This is a genomic window from Nonomuraea sp. NPDC049607, from assembly GCF_040675375.1.
GTDB lineage: Bacteria > Actinomycetota > Actinomycetes > Streptosporangiales > Streptosporangiaceae > Nonomuraea.
Map to the genome: position 1 here is coordinate 579,927 of NZ_JBFAOV010000002.1, position 17,125 is coordinate 597,051.

The 17,125-nt window shown below is 70.7% G+C and carries 20 protein-coding genes; 15 read left to right on the plus strand and 5 right to left on the minus strand.

What is annotated here, in order from left to right; genetic code table 11:
- Positions 1-64: 64 nt before the first annotated feature.
- Positions 65-1,273, minus strand: a complete 1,209-nt coding sequence (locus AB0J97_RS06975) for an NADP-dependent malic enzyme (protein ID WP_364085505.1) — start codon at positions 1,271-1,273, stop codon at positions 65-67.
- Positions 1,274-1,535: 262 nt separating this feature from the next.
- Here AB0J97_RS06975 and AB0J97_RS06980 point away from each other — a divergent pair, with 262 nt between their 5' ends.
- Genes AB0J97_RS06980 through AB0J97_RS06995 form a run of 4 tightly spaced genes read left to right on the plus strand, consistent with a single transcriptional unit; the run spans position 1,536 to position 4,448 of the window.
- Complete coding sequence (locus AB0J97_RS06980; protein ID WP_357697317.1) at positions 1,536-2,393, plus strand: ABC transporter substrate-binding protein; 858 nt, start codon at positions 1,536-1,538, stop codon at positions 2,391-2,393.
- Positions 2,394-2,396: 3 nt separating this feature from the next.
- Positions 2,397-3,224 (plus strand): amino acid ABC transporter permease, encoded by an 828-nt coding sequence (locus AB0J97_RS06985; RefSeq protein ID WP_357697315.1) that lies wholly within the window; start codon positions 2,397-2,399, stop codon positions 3,222-3,224.
- Positions 3,221-3,964 carry an amino acid ABC transporter ATP-binding protein gene (locus tag AB0J97_RS06990; protein WP_357697313.1) on the plus strand — a complete coding sequence of 248 codons (744 nt, stop codon included), beginning with the start codon at positions 3,221-3,223 and terminating at the stop codon, positions 3,962-3,964. The genes AB0J97_RS06985 and AB0J97_RS06990 overlap by 4 nt, the downstream gene beginning before the upstream one ends.
- Positions 3,965-4,019: 55 nt before the next feature.
- Complete coding sequence (locus AB0J97_RS06995; RefSeq protein ID WP_364085510.1) at positions 4,020-4,448, plus strand: CGNR zinc finger domain-containing protein; 429 nt, start codon at positions 4,020-4,022, stop codon at positions 4,446-4,448.
- A gap of 37 nt (positions 4,449-4,485) precedes the next feature.
- Here AB0J97_RS06995 and AB0J97_RS07000 read toward each other — a convergent pair whose 3' ends face one another.
- Positions 4,486-4,779 (minus strand): S24 family peptidase, encoded by a 294-nt coding sequence (locus AB0J97_RS07000; RefSeq protein ID WP_364085514.1) that lies wholly within the window; start codon positions 4,777-4,779, stop codon positions 4,486-4,488.
- Positions 4,780-4,868: 89 nt separating this feature from the next.
- On the opposite strand from AB0J97_RS07000, the gene sodN reads away from it, so the two are divergent.
- From sodN to AB0J97_RS07015, 3 genes are all read left to right on the plus strand, one after another.
- Positions 4,869-5,270 (plus strand): superoxide dismutase, Ni, encoded by a 402-nt coding sequence (gene sodN / locus AB0J97_RS07005; RefSeq protein ID WP_352331376.1) that lies wholly within the window; start codon positions 4,869-4,871, stop codon positions 5,268-5,270.
- Between the two features lie 127 nt (positions 5,271-5,397).
- On the plus strand, positions 5,398-5,823 hold the full coding sequence (locus tag AB0J97_RS07010; protein WP_357697307.1) for an anti-sigma factor: 426 nt from the start codon (positions 5,398-5,400) through the stop codon (positions 5,821-5,823).
- 17 nt (positions 5,824-5,840) lie between these two features.
- Positions 5,841-6,620, plus strand: coding sequence for an RNA polymerase sigma factor SigF (locus AB0J97_RS07015; RefSeq protein ID WP_189646565.1), 780 nt, complete (start codon positions 5,841-5,843; stop codon positions 6,618-6,620).
- Here AB0J97_RS07015 and AB0J97_RS07020 read toward each other — a convergent pair.
- A complete protein-coding gene (locus AB0J97_RS07020; RefSeq protein WP_364085521.1) occupies positions 6,617-7,000 on the minus strand; it encodes a hypothetical protein in 384 nt (127 codons plus the stop codon). The two genes, AB0J97_RS07015 and AB0J97_RS07020, sit on opposite strands and share 4 nt — an antisense overlap.
- 89 nt (positions 7,001-7,089) lie before the next feature.
- Here AB0J97_RS07020 and AB0J97_RS07025 point away from each other — a divergent pair, with 89 nt between their 5' ends.
- Together AB0J97_RS07025 and AB0J97_RS07030 are read left to right on the plus strand one after the other, a co-directional pair.
- A complete protein-coding gene (locus AB0J97_RS07025) occupies positions 7,090-8,055 on the plus strand; it encodes a diacylglycerol kinase family protein (protein ID WP_357697303.1) in 966 nt (321 codons plus the stop codon).
- 271 nt (positions 8,056-8,326) lie between these two features.
- Positions 8,327-8,581, plus strand: a complete 255-nt coding sequence (locus AB0J97_RS07030) for a WhiB family transcriptional regulator (protein WP_113705541.1) — start codon at positions 8,327-8,329, stop codon at positions 8,579-8,581.
- Positions 8,582-8,722: 141 nt separating this feature from the next.
- Here the strand turns inward: AB0J97_RS07030 and AB0J97_RS07035 are convergent, their stop codons facing one another.
- Complete coding sequence (locus AB0J97_RS07035; RefSeq protein WP_357697301.1) at positions 8,723-10,192, minus strand: histidine kinase N-terminal domain-containing protein; 1,470 nt, start codon at positions 10,190-10,192, stop codon at positions 8,723-8,725.
- Positions 10,193-10,653: 461 nt separating this feature from the next.
- Here AB0J97_RS07035 and AB0J97_RS07040 point away from each other — a divergent pair, with 461 nt between their 5' ends.
- Together AB0J97_RS07040 and bioD are read left to right on the plus strand one after the other, a co-directional pair.
- Positions 10,654-11,373 (plus strand): GntR family transcriptional regulator, encoded by a 720-nt coding sequence (locus tag AB0J97_RS07040; RefSeq protein WP_357697299.1) that lies wholly within the window; start codon positions 10,654-10,656, stop codon positions 11,371-11,373.
- Positions 11,374-11,408: 35 nt separating this feature from the next.
- Positions 11,409-12,116, plus strand: coding sequence for a dethiobiotin synthase (gene bioD / locus AB0J97_RS07045; RefSeq protein WP_357697297.1), 708 nt, complete (start codon positions 11,409-11,411; stop codon positions 12,114-12,116).
- Here bioD and AB0J97_RS07050 read toward each other — a convergent pair.
- Positions 12,113-12,688: a hypothetical protein gene (locus tag AB0J97_RS07050; protein WP_364085536.1), complete on the minus strand. Its 576-nt coding sequence runs from the start codon at positions 12,686-12,688 to the stop codon at positions 12,113-12,115. The genes bioD and AB0J97_RS07050 overlap by 4 nt on opposite strands.
- Before the next feature lie 135 nt (positions 12,689-12,823).
- Here AB0J97_RS07050 and AB0J97_RS07055 point away from each other — a divergent pair, with 135 nt between their 5' ends.
- The 4 genes from AB0J97_RS07055 (at position 12,824) to AB0J97_RS07070 (ending at position 17,122) form a co-directional block, all read left to right on the plus strand.
- The gene (locus AB0J97_RS07055; protein WP_364085539.1) at positions 12,824-13,984 is read left to right on the plus strand and encodes a histidine kinase; all 1,161 of its coding nucleotides are present in this window, start codon (positions 12,824-12,826) and stop codon (positions 13,982-13,984) included.
- Positions 13,975-14,628 carry a response regulator transcription factor gene (locus AB0J97_RS07060; protein ID WP_357697291.1) on the plus strand — a complete coding sequence of 218 codons (654 nt, stop codon included), beginning with the start codon at positions 13,975-13,977 and terminating at the stop codon, positions 14,626-14,628. Before AB0J97_RS07055 ends, AB0J97_RS07060 begins: the two co-directional genes overlap by 10 nt.
- Positions 14,625-15,398: a DUF4097 family beta strand repeat-containing protein gene (locus AB0J97_RS07065; protein WP_364085547.1), complete on the plus strand. Its 774-nt coding sequence runs from the start codon at positions 14,625-14,627 to the stop codon at positions 15,396-15,398. Before AB0J97_RS07060 ends, AB0J97_RS07065 begins: the two co-directional genes overlap by 4 nt.
- Before the next feature lie 77 nt (positions 15,399-15,475).
- Positions 15,476-17,122, plus strand: coding sequence for an acetolactate synthase (locus AB0J97_RS07070; RefSeq protein ID WP_364085549.1), 1,647 nt, complete (start codon positions 15,476-15,478; stop codon positions 17,120-17,122).
- The last annotated feature ends 3 nt before the right edge of the window (positions 17,123-17,125 follow it).

Below are 17,125 nucleotides of genomic sequence, written 5' to 3' on the forward strand. Positions count from 1 at the left end.
CTGCGGGGAAGCGCGAAAAAGCGGCGAACGGGGGCCGATCGGCCCCCGTTCGCAACAGTGTGGATCAGGCGCGGGCGACGCCGTCGGCGCGGGCCTGGGCGGCCACGGCTGCGGTCACGGCCGGGGCCACGCGCTGGTCGAACGGGCTCGGGATGACGTACGTCGCCGAGAGGTCGTCGCCGACGACGGCGGCCAGCGCCTCGGCGGCGGCCACCTTCATGTTCTCGGTGATGGTCGTGGCCCGCACGTCGAGCGCGCCCCGGAAGACCCCGGGGAAGGCCAGGACGTTGTTGATCTGGTTGGGAAAGTCGGAGCGCCCGGTGGCGACCACCCTGGCGTGCCTGGCGGCCACCTCCGGGTGGACCTCCGGGGTGGGGTTGGACAGGGCGAAGACGATGGCGTCGGGGGCCATCGACGCGATGGCCGCCTCGGAGACGGTCGAGCCGGACAGGCCGAGGAAGACGTCGGCGCCGGCCAGGGCCTCCTCGGTGGAGCCGGTGTGGCCGGCCCGGTTGGTGTCGCGGGCCAGGGCCTCCTTGACCGGGTTGAGCCCTTCGCGGCCCTCGTAGATCATGCCCTTGGAGTCGGCGACCGCGATGTCGCCGATGCCGGCGCCCAGCAGGATGCGGGTGACGGCGACGCCGGAGGCGCCCGCGCCGGCCACGACGGCGCGCAGGTCGCCGAGCGTGCGGCCGGTCAGGCGGGCCGCGTTCTGCAGGGCGGCCAGCGCGACGATGGCGGTGCCGTGCTGGTCGTCGTGGAAGACCGGGATGTCGAGCAGGTCGCGCAGGCGGTCTTCGACCTCGAAGCAGCGCGGGGCGCTGATGTCCTCCAGGTTGACGCCGCCGAACGACGGCGCGAGACGCACCACGGTCTCGACGAGCGCGTCGACGTCGGTGCAGTCGAGGCAGATCGGGACGGCGTCGACGTTGCCGAACTCCTTGAACAGCAGCGCCTTGCCCTCCATGACCGGCATGGCGGCCGACGGCCCGATGTCGCCCAGGCCGAGCACGGCGGTGCCGTCGGTGACGACGGCGACCACGTTGGAGACCCAGGTGTAGTCGTTGACCAGCGAAGGCGTCTCGGCGATGGCGGTGCAGACCCGGGCGACCCCGGGCGTGTAGGCGAGCGACAGGTCGTCGGCGTCGCGGACGGGAATGGTCGAGCGGACCTCCAGCTTGCCCCCGCGGTGGAGCGCGAAGGCCGGATCGAGGTCGAGCGATTCGACGGAAGCAGAAGCGGGCGTGGCAGACACAGCGACCCCAGTATTCATCGGAACGGACGAAACCATCGGCGTACGAGCGCGAGTGGGCCGGCTTCGGTAGCTGCCGGGCTCCCCTCGTCGGTCGTCTCTGAGGGGTTACGGGGGTCACCCGTCTCCCCATAGTGCCACATGGTGAGATGGTCGATGGTGTCGGAGCCGACGCCGTTCCGTTGACGCATCGTTAAACGCAGGATGACGGACCGCTGCTAAACCCCATTTAAACTGCACAAAACGCAAGTTACGTGGCATAACTCTTTCGAGGAGGCCGTACATGGCCCTCAGCCCCCAGGGCCGCCGTGGCTACGCTGTCGGCGCGCTCGCCCTGACCGCCGCTCTCGCCCTCAGCGCGTGTGGCAGCGACACCGGAGGCTCCTCCGGCAGCACGACCGGTGCGAGCTCCTCCGCGGCCGGCGGCGTGAAGCTCGTCCAGCCCGGCAAGCTCACGGTCTGCACGAACATCCCGTACGAGCCGTTCCAGTTCAAGGACGACAGCGGCAAGATCGTCGGGTTCGACGTGGACATCGTCGACCTCGCCGCGAAGAAGCTGGGCGTGACCCAGAACATCGTGGACATCGACTTCGCGGTGATCAAGAGCGGCGCCGCCATGGCCGCGGGCAAGTGCGACGTGGCCGCCGCCGGCATGACGATCACCGACGAGCGCAAGCAGAACATCGACTTCTCCGAGCCCTACTTCGACGCCACCCAGGCCCTGCTGGCCAAGAAGGGCTCGGGCGCTAAGTCGCTGGAGGACGTCAAGGCCAAGAACCTCAAGCTGGGCGCGCAGGCCAGCACGACCGGCCTCGACTACGTCAAGAAGCAGGGCTTCAACCCCACCGAGTACGCCGACTCGGCCAAGGAGCTGCTGGCCCTCCAGGCAGGGCAGGCCGACGTGATCGTCCAGGACCTTCCCGTGGTGCTGACCTGGCTGAAGAAGCCCGAGATCGCCGAGAAGTTCGAGCTGGTCGCCAGCCTGGACACCGGCGAGCAGTACGGCATCGGCCTCAAGAAGGGCGCCGACCCGACCCTGCTCAAGACGATCAACGAAGAGATCACCAAGGCCAAGCAGGACGGCTCCTACGAGAAGATCTACGTGAAGTGGTTCGGCAAGAAGCCCGGCGAGCTGGGCTGATCCATGGCCGACCAGCCGAAGACCGCTGAGCCCGGCCGTGCCGGGCTCAGCCCTCGGAAGAAACAGCAGATCACGCGTACGGTCCAGTACGTCGTGCTGGCCGCCGCGCTCGTCGCCGTGGTCCTGTACGCGGACTGGGCCAGCCTCGCGCAGAACTTCGCCAAGGCCGACGTCGCCAAGCAGGCGCTGCCCGACCTGTTCACGGTCGCGCTGCGCAACACGATCATCTACACGGTGGGCGGGTTCGTCGTCTCGTTCGTGGCCGGGCTGCTGCTGGCGCTCATGCGGTTGTCGCAGGTGCGGCCGTACCGGTGGATCGCGGTCGTCTACATCGAGATCTTCCGCGGCCTGCCGGCGCTGCTGATCTTCCTGATGATCACCTTCCTGCCGCTGGCGCTGCCCGGGTTCGAGGTGCCGTTCGGCACGTACGGACAGGGCATCCTGGGCCTCGGCCTGGTCGGCGCCGCCTACCAGGCGGAGGTCTTCCGCGCCGGCCTTCAGGCGGTCCCCAAGGGCCAGACGGAGGCCGCCAGGTCGCTGGGCATGTCCGCGACCCGGGCACAGGTGACGGTGGTCATCCCGCAGGCCATCCGCATGGTGATCCCGCCGACCACCAACCAGTTCGTGTCCCTGCTCAAGGACTCCTCGCTGGTGCTGTTCCTGGGCGTCTCCGGCGAGTACGTCGAGCTGGCCAAGTTCGGCAACGACCTGGCCTCCCAGTACGCCAACGCCACGCCCATCATGGTCGCCGGCGTGACGTACCTGATCGTCACGATCCCGCTGGGCTACCTCGCGTCCCGGCTTGAGGGGCGTAAGCGGAGGAGCCAATGACGCACGCCATCGAGCTACGAGACCTGCACAAGTACTTCGGCAAGAACCAGGTGCTCAAGGGCATCGACATGACGGTCGAGCCGGGTCAGGTGGTGTGCGTCATCGGGCCGTCCGGCTCGGGCAAGTCCACGCTGCTGCGCTGCGTGAACCTGCTGGAGGAGCCCACCAAGGGCAAGGTGTTCGTGCAGGGCGTGGAGGTCACCGACCCCGACGTGGACATCGACGACGTACGACGCCGCATCGGGATGGTCTTCCAGCAGTTCAACCTGTTCCCGCACATGACGGCGCTGGAGAACGTCATGATCGCGCAGCAGCGGGTGCTGAAGCGCGGCAAGCGGGAGGCCGAGGTCGTGGCCCGGGAGAACCTGGAGAAGGTGGGCGTCGGCGCCAAGTGCGACTCCTACCCCACCCAGCTCTCCGGCGGGCAGCAGCAGCGGGTGGCCATCGCCAGGGCGCTGGCCATGAACCCCGACCTGATGCTGTTCGACGAGCCGACCTCGGCGCTCGACCCCGAGCTGGTCGGCGACGTGCTCACGGTCATGCGCAAGCTGGCCGAGGAGGGCATGACCATGCTCGTGGTCACCCACGAGATGGGCTTCGCCCGCCAGGTGGCCGACCGGGTGGTCTTCATGGACGGCGGCGTCGTCGTCGAGGACGGCGACCCCGCCCAGGTGATCGGCGACCCGCAGCACGAGCGCACCCGCACGTTCCTGCACCGGGTGCTGCACCCGGAGGAGTGACCCTTCCGGGCCCCCGGAGGTGCCGGGGGCCCGGCAACTCGTGTAATACTCCCGCATGGACCTGACCTCTTACGCGGAGTGGGCGGTCCGCCTGATCAACGATCCCGCCCCGCCCCCGGAGCTGACCGGCCTGCGCGCCGAGCTGGCCGCCGTGTTCGACGCCGCGGGCGACGCGCACGCGGTGGCCGACCGCCTCAACGCCCTGCTGGTGCGCTACCCGGTGCACCCGCGGCTGTCGGACCACGACGGCCAGGGCTGGCACCTCCATCTGGCCGAGGACTCCGCCGCCAGCGCGGTGATGGGCCTGGCCGCCGTCGTCGCCGAGCTGGGCGCCGACCGGCTGGGCCGCTGCCACGAGCCGCGCTGCGCCCGCGCCTTCCTCGACACCTCCTCCAACCGCTCCCGCCGCTACTGCTCCTCCCGCTGCGCCACGCGCGCGAACGTGGCGGCCTACCGGCGCCGCAGGAGCGCCCAAGAAGGCTGAGGGGCCGCCCACGGGGTCGCAGCGGTCGCCTGAGAGGTCAGCTGCGGCGCACCAGCGGCCAGTAGCGCAGCACGACGCGCCCGACGATCTCCTCGACCGGCCCGAAGTCCCAGCTGTCCCGGCGCCCGCCGGCGCGCTGGTTGTCGCTCTCCAGCCACCAGCCGCCCTCGCCGTGCCATTGGGCGCGTTTCACGATGAGCTGCTCGGGATCGCCGGGCAGCCTGGCCACGACGAGGTCGCCGGGATGGACGACGGCTCCCCGGCGGACCAGGAGCCAGTCGCCGGGAACCAGCGCGGGACGCATCGAATCGCCCTCGACACGCACTCTCATGGGCAGAGACCCCCTACTCCACAGGCGTTGGGACCCGAGTAAGGTCGGTTGTGGACCAAGCTGATTCAGCATCAAGGAAGGACTTTCTGATGCTCGCACGACTGCTACGACCCAAGCATGTCGCTTCCGCCCACTGCGACCTGCCCTGTGGTGTCTACGACCCCGCCCAGGCCCGGATCGAGGCCGAGTCGGTCAAGGCGATCATGGAGAAGTACGAGGCCAGCGACGACCCGGTCTTCCGTACCCGCGCGCTCATCATCAAGGAGCAGCGCGCCGAGCTGGTCAAGCACCACCTGTGGGTGCTCTGGACCGACTACTTCAAGCCGCCGCACCTGGAGCAGTACCCCCAGCTGCACCAGCTCTTCTGGGAGGCCACCAAGCTGGCGGGCGCCGCGGCCGCCAAGGGCACCGTCGACGGCGGCAAGGCCGACGAGCTCCTGGCCAAGATCGACGAGATCTCCAAGATCTTCTGGGAGACCAAGGCCGCCTAAATCGGCACAAAAGGCTCTGTGCGGTCCAGACCGCACAGAGCCTTTTCCGTTGATGGCGAGTCTGAATCCGCCAAGCACCTCCCGGGAGCGGTAAGTTGCAGTTGGCGTCGGAAACGCGAGGAGGAACGTGACCGAGGAAACCGAGACGCGTCCGGAGGGCGTGGCCGGCATCCGTGACGTGGTGAGCATCAGGCTCCCGGCCGCGAGTGCCTACCTGTCCGTGCTGCGTACGGCCACCGCCGGCCTGGCCGCCCGGCTCGACTTCACCCTGGACGAGATCGAAGATCTGCGCATCGCGGTCGACGAGGCGTGTGCCATGTTGCTGAGCGAGGCGGTCCCGGGCACCGACCTGACCGCCGAGTTCGAGCTGACCGGCGACGTGATGAAGGTCAGCGTCGAGGTGGCCACGGTAGGCAACTCCGCCCCGAAGCGCGACGACTTCGCCTGGATGGTCCTGACCGCCCTGGCCGACGACGTCGACGCCGTGACCGACTCCCCCGACCGCATGGCGATCGTCCTGCGTAAGCGCCGAGGCGCAGCGAGGCCGGCGTGACGGAAAGGACTGGAGCCATGGCCACCAGCGAACACGCCGTGCCCGACAGGGTGCGCGCCCGCATGCTCTTCGCCGAGCTGGCCGAGCTGGGTCCCGAGGAACCGCGCCGCCAGCGCATCAGGGATGAGCTGGTCGAGCTTCACCTTCCTCTGGTCGAATACCTGGCCCGCCGCTTCCGCAACCGCGGCGAGTGGCTCGACGACCTCACCCAGGTCGCCACGATCGGCCTGATCAAGTCGATCGACCGGTTCGATCTCAAGCGCGGGGTGGAGTTCTCCACCTACGCCACGCCCACCATCGTCGGCGAGATCAAGCGGCACTTCCGCGACAAGGGCTGGGCGGTCCGGGTGCCGCGCCGCCTGCAGGAGCTGAAGCTCTCGCTGACGAAGGCGATCAGCGACCTGTCGCAGCGCGAGGGCCGCGCGCCCACGGTCGCCGAGCTGGCCGCCTACCTCAAGATGACCGAGGAGGAGGTGCTGGAGGGCCTGGAGTCGGCCAACGCCTACTCCACGGTGTCCCTCGACGCGCCCGACTCCGGCGACGACGACGCCCCCGCGGTGTCCGACTCGCTGGGCATCGTGGACGAGTCGCTGGAGGGCGTCGAATACCGCGAGTCGCTCAAGCCGCTGCTCGAACGGCTGCCGCCGCGCGAGAAGCGCATCCTGCTGCTGCGGTTCTTCGGGAACATGACGCAGTCGCAGATCGCGACCGAGCTCGGCATCTCGCAGATGCACGTGTCCCGGTTGCTGGCCCGTACCCTCGCCCAGTTGCGCGAGGGGCTGACCGCGGAGGACTAACCGTCCCCGTAGAGAGCATGGGTGGTGGGGGGCGCGAGCAGCGCCACCAGCCCGGTCAGGGCCACCACGATCAGCGGAACGCCGATCAGTGGCTGGTCCGACTGGATGAGCGTGACCCCGACGGGCAGCAGGAAGATCTGTGCCAGCACGCCCGGCGACCTCCCCCACCGCTCCGCCCGGAGCAGACCGCCCCAGGCGACCCAGAGCAGCCCGGCCCCGATCATCAGCCCGAAGGCCGACTCCGCGATGGCCGTGGTGAGGCTGTCAGGCGTGCTCACCACCGTCTCCACCGCTACGTAGATCCCGAGCCCGACGGCGACGAGCCCCTCCAGCGCCACGACGACGGCGGCGACGAGCAAACTCCACGGACGCTTCGACACAGCCAAACCCTATCCGCCCCGGGGTCCGGTCCCGCCGGGGATGTTCCCCCACCCCGAGCAGGTCGGCGATCAGCGGCTACGCTGGCGATATGCGCGCAATGTTGCTGGTCAATCCCAAGGCCACCACCACCAACGCCCGCACGAGAGACGTGTTGATCCGCGCGCTCGGCGCGGCCGTGGAGCTGTCGGTGGAGGAGACCGGCTACCGGGGGCACGCCGCGACACTGGCGGCCACGGCCCATGCCAAGGGGTTCGACGTGGTCGCGGTGCTCGGCGGCGACGGCACGATCAACGAGACCGTCAACGGCCTGCTCAACCCGGTCAACGGCCACGACACCCCGCCGGCCGATGACCCCAGCTCCGGCCGCCCCGGCCTCATCGTGATCCCCGGCGGCAGCGCGAACGTGTTCGCCCGTTCACTCGGCCTGCCGAACGAGCCGGTCGAGGCCACCGGCGCGGTCCTGGAGGCGCTGCGCGAGGGCCGGCGCCGGACCGTGGGCCTGGGGCAGGCGCTGTGGGAGGGGCACAACCGGTATTTCACGTTCTGCGCGGGCATGGGGTACGACGCCGAGGTCGTGCGGGCCGTGGAGGGCCTGCGGGGCACGGGGAGGAAAGCTACCCCGGCCCGGTATGTGAACACCGCTCTGCGGCACTATCTGGCCACGGACAAGCGGCATGCTCCGATGACCCTGACCGGGCCGGGCATCCCGGCGGCCGAGGGCGTGTTCATGACGATCATCACCAACACCTCGCCGTGGACGTACCTGGGGGGCAAGCCGGTGACGCCGACGCCGTGGGCGAGCTTCGAGACCGGGCTCGACCTGCTCGGGCTGAGGCGGATGGGGCCGGTCCAGATCGCCGGGTTGATCCGGCAGATCCTCACGGAGAGTGACGCCGTCCCGTCCGGCAAGCATCTCGTCCAGCTGCACGACGAGGCCGAGTTCACCCTCACCGCCGACCGTCCCGTGGCCTTCCAGCTGGACGGGGACTACCTGGGCGAACGCGAATCCGTAACATTCCGGTCTACCCCGAACGCGTTACAAGTTCTGGTCTAGCCGGTTACATTCGGTCATTGTGTGACGCATCCGACATCCATAACCCCCAAAACTTCGCCCCAACCCTCTTGCGTGCACTCTGCGTGGCTGAAAAGCTCAACACTGACGTCGGAACGTAGGACCTTTAACAACCCCAAGGCCCTCCGGCTGTCGGCGGACAACCCCGGTCCAACACCTGGATGCGGGTAATTGTTCGCGCGAGTTAGTGAAACTCTTCACAAAGTAGCCGCACGGAGCCGACCAAAGGTTCCATCTACTAAGGAGTGGACGCATGGACTGGCGCCACCGAGCTGCCTGCCGTGACGTGGACCCCGAGCTGTTCTTCCCGATCGGCAACACCGGCCCTGCCCTGATGCAGATCGAAGAGGCCAAGCAGGTCTGCCGGTCCTGCCCGGCCGTCGACGCGTGCCTGAAGTGGGCGCTGGAGTCCGGACAGGACGCCGGCGTCTGGGGCGGTCTGAGCGAGGACGAGCGCCGCGCTCTCAAGCGCCGCACCGCCCGCGCCCGCGCCCGCGCCTCCGCCTGACCCCGCTGTTCCCCGCAGGAGCCGTCCAGCTTGGCGTGATCGACGTTTCCGCCAAGACCCCGTCGCGACGCGTACGCGGCGGCCAGGCTCGTACGGACCGGGCGCGCCGCCCCTGAGGCGGCCGCCCGGACCTGCGGAACCTCACGCGGACGGCATCGGGATCGACAACCCGACGTGCGTGCCGCCCCCCTCGCGCGGCTCGATCGTGAGCCTGCCCGACAGCTCCCCCTCCACCAGCGTGCGGACGATCTGCAGCCCCAGACTGGTGGACTTGTCGAGATCGAAGTCCGCGGGAAGGCCGCGCCCGTCGTCCCAGACGGTGACGTTCAGCCGGTCGGGAGCGGGCTCGACCACCACCTCCATGCGCTTGGGACGCCCGTGCTGCAACGCGTTCTGCAGCAGCTCGGTCAGCGCCATGGCCAGCGGCGTGGCGATGAGCGAGGGCAGCACGCCGAACGCCCCCACCCGCCTCGGCGTGACCGCCGCCTCGGCCGCCGACACCTCGCCCGCCATCGCGATCACCCGGTCGGCGATCTCGTCGAAGTCGACGAACTCCTCCGGCGCGTGCGACAACGTCTCGTGCACGATGGCGATCGAGCCGACACGGCGCACGGCCTCCTCCAGCGCCTCGCGGCCCTCGGGCACCTGAAGGCGCCGCGCCTGGAGCCGCAGCAGCGCGGCGACGGTCTGGAGGTTGTTCTTGACGCGGTGGTGGATCTCGCGGATCGTGGCGTCCTTGGTCATCAGCTCGCGCTCGCGCCGCCGCAGCTCGGTGACATCCCTTATGAGGACGAGCGCGCCGATGCGGCCGCCGCCGACGATCAGCGGGATCGCCCTGAGCTGCACGATCGTGCCGCCCGACTCGACCTCGGTCTCCTTGGCCGCGCGCCCGCTGGCCACGATCATCAGGTCTTCGTTGATCGGCTCGTCGGAGTAGCACAGCGTCGCCGTCACCCGGCCCAGCTCGGCGCCCACCAGGTCGGCGTGCAGGCCGAGCCGCCGGTAGGCCGACAGGGCGTTGGGCGAGGCGTACGTGACCCGCCCGGCCCGGTCGAGCCGCAGCAGGCCGTCGCCGACGCGGGGCGAGCGGACCAGGATCGGCTCCTCCCCCGAGAACGGGAAGCGCCCCTCGGCGACCATCTGCGCCAGGTCGGACGCGCTCTGGAGGTAGGTCAGCTCCAGCCGGGACGGCGTGCGGGCCGAGGAGAGGTTCGTGGAGCGCTGGATGACGCCGAGGAAGCGGCCCTCGCCGTTGTCGACCGCCCGGCGCACCGGGATGGTCTCCTCGCGGACCGGGACCCCCGTGGACCAGTCGGGGTCGCCCTCGCGGCAGATGCGGCGCTCGTTCCAGGCCGTGTCGATGAGGTGGCGCTCGCCCTTGGCGGCCATGCTGCCGACGATGTCGTCGTGGTAGACGGTGGGGCCGGTGGTGGGGCGCATCTGGGCGATGGCGATCCAGCCGTTCTCACCGAGCAGCGGCGCCCACAGGATGAGGTCGGCGAAGGACAGGTCGGCCAGCAGCTGCCAGTCGGAGACCAGTGAGTGCAGCCAGTCGAGGTCCGCCTCGTCGAGTGCGGTGTAGCGGGCGACGAGGTCGCTGAGAGTCGGCACGAGTGCATCATGCGTGCTTCGGCCGCCAACAGCCAAACCGACCCCCTGATCGAATGCGCAGCTCCTGGCCGGGGAAGGACTCCGCGCACCGCACACGGGTGCGCCACCGTGCACCCGGCGCGACTTTCGGGGAATCTCATGGTGTGAGAACCGTCACACGGCGGGGTCGCCCGATCCCCATGACGGGACTTCACGGGCATGCCGGAGGTGATCGACACGGGCGGGTGGCTCCTCGATGACGCGGGCCCGGCACCGGCCTCGGTTGCGATCGCGCACGCTGCTGTGGATATCCTTCACAATCAGTCTGAGCTGCCCGGATTCGCGCGTACTTGGTGGTGTGCGCGCTCCGTGCGGATATGCCGTCCCTCCAGGTGGTTGACCGCTCGGGCCGATATGAGTTCCGATGATCTCGCGGTGATCAGACACGCCCTCACCGCCGTGCCAGAAGTGAAGGTGAGAGCGTGACCGACGACGGCCCCCGCGTTCCCAAGTACTACGACGTGAAGCGCAGTCTTCTGGAGCTCACCAAGAGCCTGCCCACGGGCACCGCCCTGCCTCCCGAGCGCACGCTGGCGGTGCGGTTCGAGACCTCGCGCACCACCGTCCGCCAGGCGCTGACCGAGCTGGTCGTCGAAGGCAGGCTGCTGCGCATCCAGGGCAAGGGCACGTTCGTGGCCCAGCCGAAGGTCGCGCAGGTGCTCCAGCTCACCTCCTACATCGGCGACCTGCGCACGGCGGGCCTGGAGCCGGACACCAAGATCCTGGAGATCGGCTACATCACCGCCGACGAGGCGCTCGCGCGGCGGCTGGCCATCAACCCCGGCGGCCGGGTGCTGCGCATCCACCGGCTCCGGCTGGCCAACGGCGAGCCCGTCTCCATCGACACCACCCACCTGTCCGCGCGGCGCTTCCCCCGCCTGCGCCGGGAGCTGGAGGTGCACGCCTCCCTGTACGAGACGCTGCACAACGCCTACAACGTACGGCTCACGGACGCCGAGGAGATCATCGAGACCGTCCTGGCCACCCCGTACGACGCCAAGGCCCTGGGCGTGGACGTGGGCCTGCCGATGCTCCTGCTGACCCGCCACGCCTTCGACGCCGACGGCCACCCGGTGGAGTGGGCGCAGTCCCTCTACCGCGGCGACCGGTACAAGTTCGTCACGCGCCTGCGGCGTCCCTGACCGCGATCGCGGACGGCGGCTTCTAGGCTGGGACGATGAGCGTTCTCGTCGTGGCCGGCACCGACTTCGGCGTGGGCAAGACCGTCGTGTCGGCCGCGCTGGCCGCCCTGGCCGTGGAGCGGGGGTCGTCCGTGGCCGTGGTGAAGCCGGCGCAGACCGGCGGCGGGCACGACCTCGACGAGGTGATCCGGCTGTCCGGGGTGAGCACCACGTTCGAGCTGGCGCGCTATGCCGAGCCGCTCTCCCCGGCCGCCGCGGCGCGGGTCGCCGGGGTGCCGCCGGTGTCGCTGACGGCCGCCGCCCGGTTCGTCGAGGAGCTGGCCGAGAGCAACCGGCTGGTCGTCGTCGAGGGCACGGGCGGGCTGCTGGTGCGGTTCGACGAGGACGGCGCGACGATCGCCGACCTGGCCCGCCTGGTGGGCGCACAGGTGCTCGTGGTGGCCGGGGCCGGGATCGGGGCGCTCAACCACACGGCGCTGACCCTGGAGGCCCTGGCGCACCGGGGGCTCGACCCGGCGGGCGTGGTGATCGGGCGCTGGCCGGCGGAGACCGGGATCATCGAGCGGAGCAACGTCGCCGATCTGGAGATGCTGGCCGCGCGGCCGCTGGCGGGGGTACTGCCCGAGGGAGCCGGGAGACTCGGCCGCGAGGCGTTCGCCCGGGCGGCGCGCGAGGGGCTGGGCGCCACGCTGGGCGGTTCGTTCGACCCGTCCGCCTTCAAGCGGCGGGTGGGGGTGCTCTAGCAGGCGGCCTCGGGGAGGCGGCAGACCCTGACGGTCATCTCGCGCGCCTGTCCGATCAGGACCTTGAAGCCCTTGAGCGGCAGGCTCCTGGTCGGCCAGGCCGACTCGCCGGCGATGTAGAGGGCCGCGCCGCGCCTGACGGCGACCGCGTGCTCGCCGTTCTCGAAGAAGCGGCCGCCGGCGCGCAGGCCGTCGTCGCCCACGTCCAGGGGCCGGGTGAAGTAGCGGCGGCGGTTGACGCCCTTGCCGACGTCGGCGCAGCGCCTGAGGTCCGCGCGCAGGACGCGCATGGCGGCCTCGGCGTGCCGGACGTCCTTGTAGACGACGAGCTGCTCGTACTTCATCTCGTCCTCGCTGGAGTACAGGACGGCCCGCGCCTCCAGGCGGCCGCCGTCCCGCCTGCGGTACGACAGGCACGGGTCGAGCTGGAGCGGCAGTTCGACGGAGTTCTTGACGGTGTAGGTCTCCCACTGCCTGGCGGGCGGGTGCTTCTCCAGGAACAACATGCCGTGCGGTAACCCGCCCAGCAGCGTGGACGCGGCCGCCAGTGCGGCGACCCCTGCTGCGAACATGCGAACCTCCCCTTGGTCTGTTGGGAAATGAGATGTCCGGTGCGCGGCAATGGTTCGAGGGTGGGGTTAGCCCTACCGTCCACCGGCACACCAGACCCATTTCGCGGGGGTCTGGTGGGTCAATACCTTTGACGCATGAAAGTCCCCCGTCCCTGGTCGGCACGTGCCTGGCTCGACACGTCCCACGTGATGATCGGGCTGCCGGTCGCCATGGTGCTCGGCGGGCTCACGTTGCTGCTGGCCGTGGCCCCGCCGGTGCTGCGGCGCGGCGTCCCGGTGTTCACCCGGGTGCAGCGGTCCAGGTTCGCGGCCTTCCTCGACGTACGCATCCCGCCGCCGGTGGGACCGGCCGGCTGGCGCAGGGCGACCACCTGGCGGCAGATCGCCTACCACCTGCTGTCGCCCTTCGTGGGCGCGGCGGCGGCCTTCCTCGTCGCACTGGCGTGGGGCGGCGCCGTGGTGGGGCTGCTGGCGTTCCTGCCACCGCGCATACAGGCGCCGCCGCTGGTGTTCCTGGTCGACCTGCGCGATCCGGTCATCGTGGGAGTCTCCATGGGGACCGGCCTGGCGCTGCTGCTGCTCGCCCCCCTCCTGGCCAGGGGCATGGCGGCGCTCGACCTGTCGGTGGCGCGCACGCTGCTCGGGCCCAGCCGTAACGAGCTGGGGCAGCGCATCGAGACGCTGACCGAGAGCCGGGCCGGCGTGATCGACGCCGCCGACGCCGAGCGCCGCAGGATCGAGCGCGACCTGCACGACGGCGCCCAGCAGCGCCTGGTCTCGCTCGCCATGAACCTCGGCCTGGCCAGGGCCACCCTCACCGACCTGCCCGAGCCCGCCCGCGAGGCGATCGAGCGGGCCCACGAGGAGGCCAAGCAGGCGCTCAAGGAGCTGCGCGACTTCGTCCGCGGCCTGCATCCGGCCGTGCTCAACGACCAGGGGCTCGACGCGGCGCTCTCCGGCGTCGCCGCCCGCGCCCCGCTTCCCGTACGCCTGCGCGTCGACATCGACCGGCGCGTCTCCCCGACCATCGAGGCGGTGGCCTTCTTCATCGTGTCCGAAGCACTGACCAACATCGCCAAACACTCCGCCGCGACCAAGGCCGAGGTGACGGCCCGGCGCGAGCGCGACCGCCTGCACGTGCTGGTGCACGACAACGGCTGCGGCGGCGCCCGGCTCGACGGCGGCACCGGGCTGCGCGGCCTGGCCCAGCGCATCGACTCCGTGGACGGGACGCTGCGCCTGTCCAGCCCGCTCGGCGGGCCGACCACGATCGAGGTGGACCTGCCGTGCGAGTAGTGCTGGCCGAGGACTCCGTCCTGTTGCGCGAGGGGCTGATCAGGCTGCTGGACGCGTCCGGCATGCGGGTGGTGGCGGCCGTGGACGAGGCCGAGGGCCTGCTGCGGGCCGCCGAGGAGCACCGGCCGGAGCTGGTGATCACCGACGTCCGGATGCCGCCCACGCACACCGACGAGGGGCTGCGCGCCGCTCTCGTGCTGCGCCGCCAGCATCCCGGCCTGCCCGTGCTGGTGCTCTCCCAGTACGTCGAGGAACGCTACGCCGCCCGCCTGCTGGCCACGGCGACCGGCGGCGTCGGCTACCTGCTGAAGGACCGGGTGGCCGACGTGGCCGACTTCATCGACGCCCTGCGCAGGGTCGCCGGCGGCGGCACCGCCCTCGACCCGGAGGTCGTCGCCCAGCTCCTGCTGCGCGGCGACAGCGACCCGTTGGAACGGCTGACGCCACGCGAGCACGAGGTGCTCAAGCTCATGGCCGAGGGCCGCTCGAACGCCGGCATCGGCCAGGCGCTCGTGCTCAGCGAGGGGGCCGTGGGCAAGCACATCGGCAACATCTTCACCAAGCTCGACCTGTCCCCCGCCGAGGGCGATCACCGCCGGGTCCTCGCCGTCCTGCAGTTCCTCAAGATCAGGAGCATGCCGTGAGGGCCATATGGCTGACGGCGGGAGCCGTGGCCACGGTGGCCGCCCTGCTGCTGTCCGTCCTGCTGGTCTGGAACGGGTTCGCCCGGGCCACCGCGCCGCAGGAGAGGCAGGTCAGGTCGGTGCCGTTCGAGCTGAGCACGCTGAAGGTCACGACGGGCAGCGGCGAGGTGAACGTGGAGATCGCCCCGGGCCCGGCGGGCGAGCTGACGATCGCGCGGAACGTGGGCTGGACCTCGATCGACCGGCCGGTGATCACCGAGGACTGGAACGGCGACACCCTGCGGCTCGACATCCGGTGCGGGGCCTCGCGCGCCCCGGACGGTCCCGTGTGCCGGGCCGACTACACGCTTCTGGTGCCGTTCGAGACCGGGATCGAGGCCCGGACGACCGTCGGCGACCTCTCGGTCGGCAACGTGGTCGGCGCCGTGCGGCTGACCACCGTGTCGGGGGACGTGCGGGCCGAGGGGATCACCGGCGGGCTGTGGGCCAGGTCCGGTTCGGGGACCGTCAACGGCAACTCGCTGCTCGGCACCCAGGCCGACGTCGAGACCGGCTCGGGCGACGTACGGCTCGACTTCGCCAACCCGCCCCTCACGGTCAGGGCCGTCGCGCGGGCCACCGGCGACGTCGAGCTGCGCCTGCCGCCGGAGACCTACGACGTGACGACCGAGGGACGGCGCACCGAGGTGGAGGTCGACGCGTCCACGGGCGCGCCCAGGAAGGTCGAGGCACGGGCGCCGCTGGGCTCGGTCCGCGTCTGCTGCGGATAGCGGCAGAGCACCCGGTCCAGCCCAGACGCAAGCCTGAGGATCTGTTTACTCTTATCACTGGTTGGTAAGTTCCCGGCATGGAGTCTGCGAAGCACGCCGGTGACGTCGCCGTCGCCGTGTCCAAGGCCTATGGCGTCGAGACCATGTTCACCCTGTCGGGAGGCCACGTCTTCCCGCTGTACGACGGCGCGGTGCACGAGGGCATGCGCATCCTCGACGTACGCCACGAGCAGAGCGCGGTCTTCGCCGCCGAGGCGACGGCCCGGCTGACCAGAAAGCCCGGCCTGGCCGTGCTCACCGCCGGGCCGGGCATCACCAACGGCGTCAGCGGCATCGCGACCGCGCACTTCAACGGCTCGCCGGTGGTCGTCATGGGCGGCCGCGCCCCCCAGTCGCGCTGGGGCAGCGGCGCCCTCCAGGAGATGGACCATCCGCCGCTGCTCGGCCCGATCACCAAGCTGTCGTTCACCTCCTCCGGCGCCGACTCGGTCGGCCAGGACGTCGAGTCGGCCTTCCGCACCGCCGTCGCGCCCCAACGCGGCCCGGTCTTCCTCGACTTCTACATGGACCACCTGTTCGCCCCCTCGCCCGCCCACGAGGTGCACACGCAGTCGCCCTCGCCGCTGGAGCCCGACCCCGACGACCTGGCCTCCATCGCCCGGCTGCTGGCCGAGGCCCAGCGTCCGGTGCTGGTCTACGGCTCCGACGTGTGGATGGACCGGGCCGAGGAGGCCGCGCGCGACTTCGCCGAGACCTGGCGGCTGCCGGTCATCCCCAACGGCCAGGGCCGCGGCATCCTGCCCGCCGGGCACGAGCTGCTCGTCACCCGCGCCCGCGGCCTGGCCTTCTCCCAGGCCGACCTGGTCATCGTGATCGGCACCCCGCTCGACTTCCGGCTCGGCTACGGCTGGTTCGGCGGCAAGGACGGCGCGCCGCTGGCCCGCGTCGTGCACATCGCCGACGCGCCCTCGCAGCTCGCCACGCACATGCAACCCGCCGCCAAGGCCGCGGGCGACCTGTCGGTGGTCCTGTGGAGCCTCGGCGCGGCCTGCGGCGACGCCGGGGTCAAGCCCGGCTCGTACGCGTCCTGGCTGTCCACGCTGGCCGACGCCGCCGCCGCGGCGATCGAGGGCGACGCCGGCCTGCTGGCCGCCGACACCGACCCGATCCATCCCATGCGCATCTACGGCGAGCTGGGCAAGGTCCTGGCCGACGACGCCGTGGTCATCGGCGACGGCGGCGACTTCGTCTCCTACGCCGGCAAGTACGTCGAGCCCAGGCAGCCGGGCAACTGGCTCGACCCCGGCCCGTACGGGTGCCTCGGCACCGGGCTCGGCTACTCCATCGCCGCCCGGCTGGCCCGTCCGTCCTCGCAGGTCGTGCTCCTGCTCGGCGACGGCGCCGCCGGCTTCTCCCTGATGGACGTCGACACCCTCGTACGCCACCGCCTGCCGGTCGTCATGATCTGCGGCAACAACGGCATGTGGGGTCTGGAGAAGCACCCCATGCAACTCCTGTACGGCTACGACGTGGCCGCCGACCTCCAGCCGCAGTGCCGCTACGACCAGGTCGTGACGGCACTGGGCGGCGGCGGCGAGCTGGTCACCAAGCCGTCGGAGATCGGGCCCGCGCTGCGCAGGGCGTTCGACTCCGGCATCCCGTACATGGTCAACATCGCCACCGACCCGCAGGTCGCCTACCCCCGCAACACGACGGGGATCTGACCC

What these genes read in the sequence shown, in the direction of transcription:
- AB0J97_RS06975 (WP_364085505.1), bottom strand. Translation starts at nt 1,273, where the DNA reads ATGAATACTGGGGTCGCTGTGTCTGCCACGCCCGCTTCTGCTTCCGTC.
- AB0J97_RS06980 (WP_357697317.1), top strand. Translation starts at nt 1,536, where the DNA reads ATGGCCCTCAGCCCCCAGGGCCGCCGTGGCTACGCTGTCGGCGCGCTC.
- AB0J97_RS06985 (WP_357697315.1), top strand. Translation starts at nt 2,397, where the DNA reads ATGGCCGACCAGCCGAAGACCGCTGAGCCCGGCCGTGCCGGGCTCAGC.
- AB0J97_RS06990 (WP_357697313.1), top strand. Translation starts at nt 3,221, where the DNA reads ATGACGCACGCCATCGAGCTACGAGACCTGCACAAGTACTTCGGCAAG.
- AB0J97_RS06995 (WP_364085510.1), top strand. Translation starts at nt 4,020, where the DNA reads ATGGACCTGACCTCTTACGCGGAGTGGGCGGTCCGCCTGATCAACGAT.
- AB0J97_RS07000 (WP_364085514.1), bottom strand. Translation starts at nt 4,779, where the DNA reads ATGAGAGTGCGTGTCGAGGGCGATTCGATGCGTCCCGCGCTGGTTCCC.
- sodN (WP_352331376.1), top strand. Translation starts at nt 4,869, where the DNA reads ATGCTCGCACGACTGCTACGACCCAAGCATGTCGCTTCCGCCCACTGC.
- AB0J97_RS07015 (WP_189646565.1), top strand. Translation starts at nt 5,841, where the DNA reads ATGGCCACCAGCGAACACGCCGTGCCCGACAGGGTGCGCGCCCGCATG.
- AB0J97_RS07025 (WP_357697303.1), top strand. Translation starts at nt 7,090, where the DNA reads ATGCGCGCAATGTTGCTGGTCAATCCCAAGGCCACCACCACCAACGCC.
- AB0J97_RS07030 (WP_113705541.1), top strand. Translation starts at nt 8,327, where the DNA reads ATGGACTGGCGCCACCGAGCTGCCTGCCGTGACGTGGACCCCGAGCTG.
- bioD (WP_357697297.1), top strand. Translation starts at nt 11,409, where the DNA reads ATGAGCGTTCTCGTCGTGGCCGGCACCGACTTCGGCGTGGGCAAGACC.
- AB0J97_RS07050 (WP_364085536.1), bottom strand. Translation starts at nt 12,688, where the DNA reads ATGTTCGCAGCAGGGGTCGCCGCACTGGCGGCCGCGTCCACGCTGCTG.
- AB0J97_RS07055 (WP_364085539.1), top strand. Translation starts at nt 12,824, where the DNA reads ATGAAAGTCCCCCGTCCCTGGTCGGCACGTGCCTGGCTCGACACGTCC.
- AB0J97_RS07070 (WP_364085549.1), top strand. Translation starts at nt 15,476, where the DNA reads ATGGAGTCTGCGAAGCACGCCGGTGACGTCGCCGTCGCCGTGTCCAAG.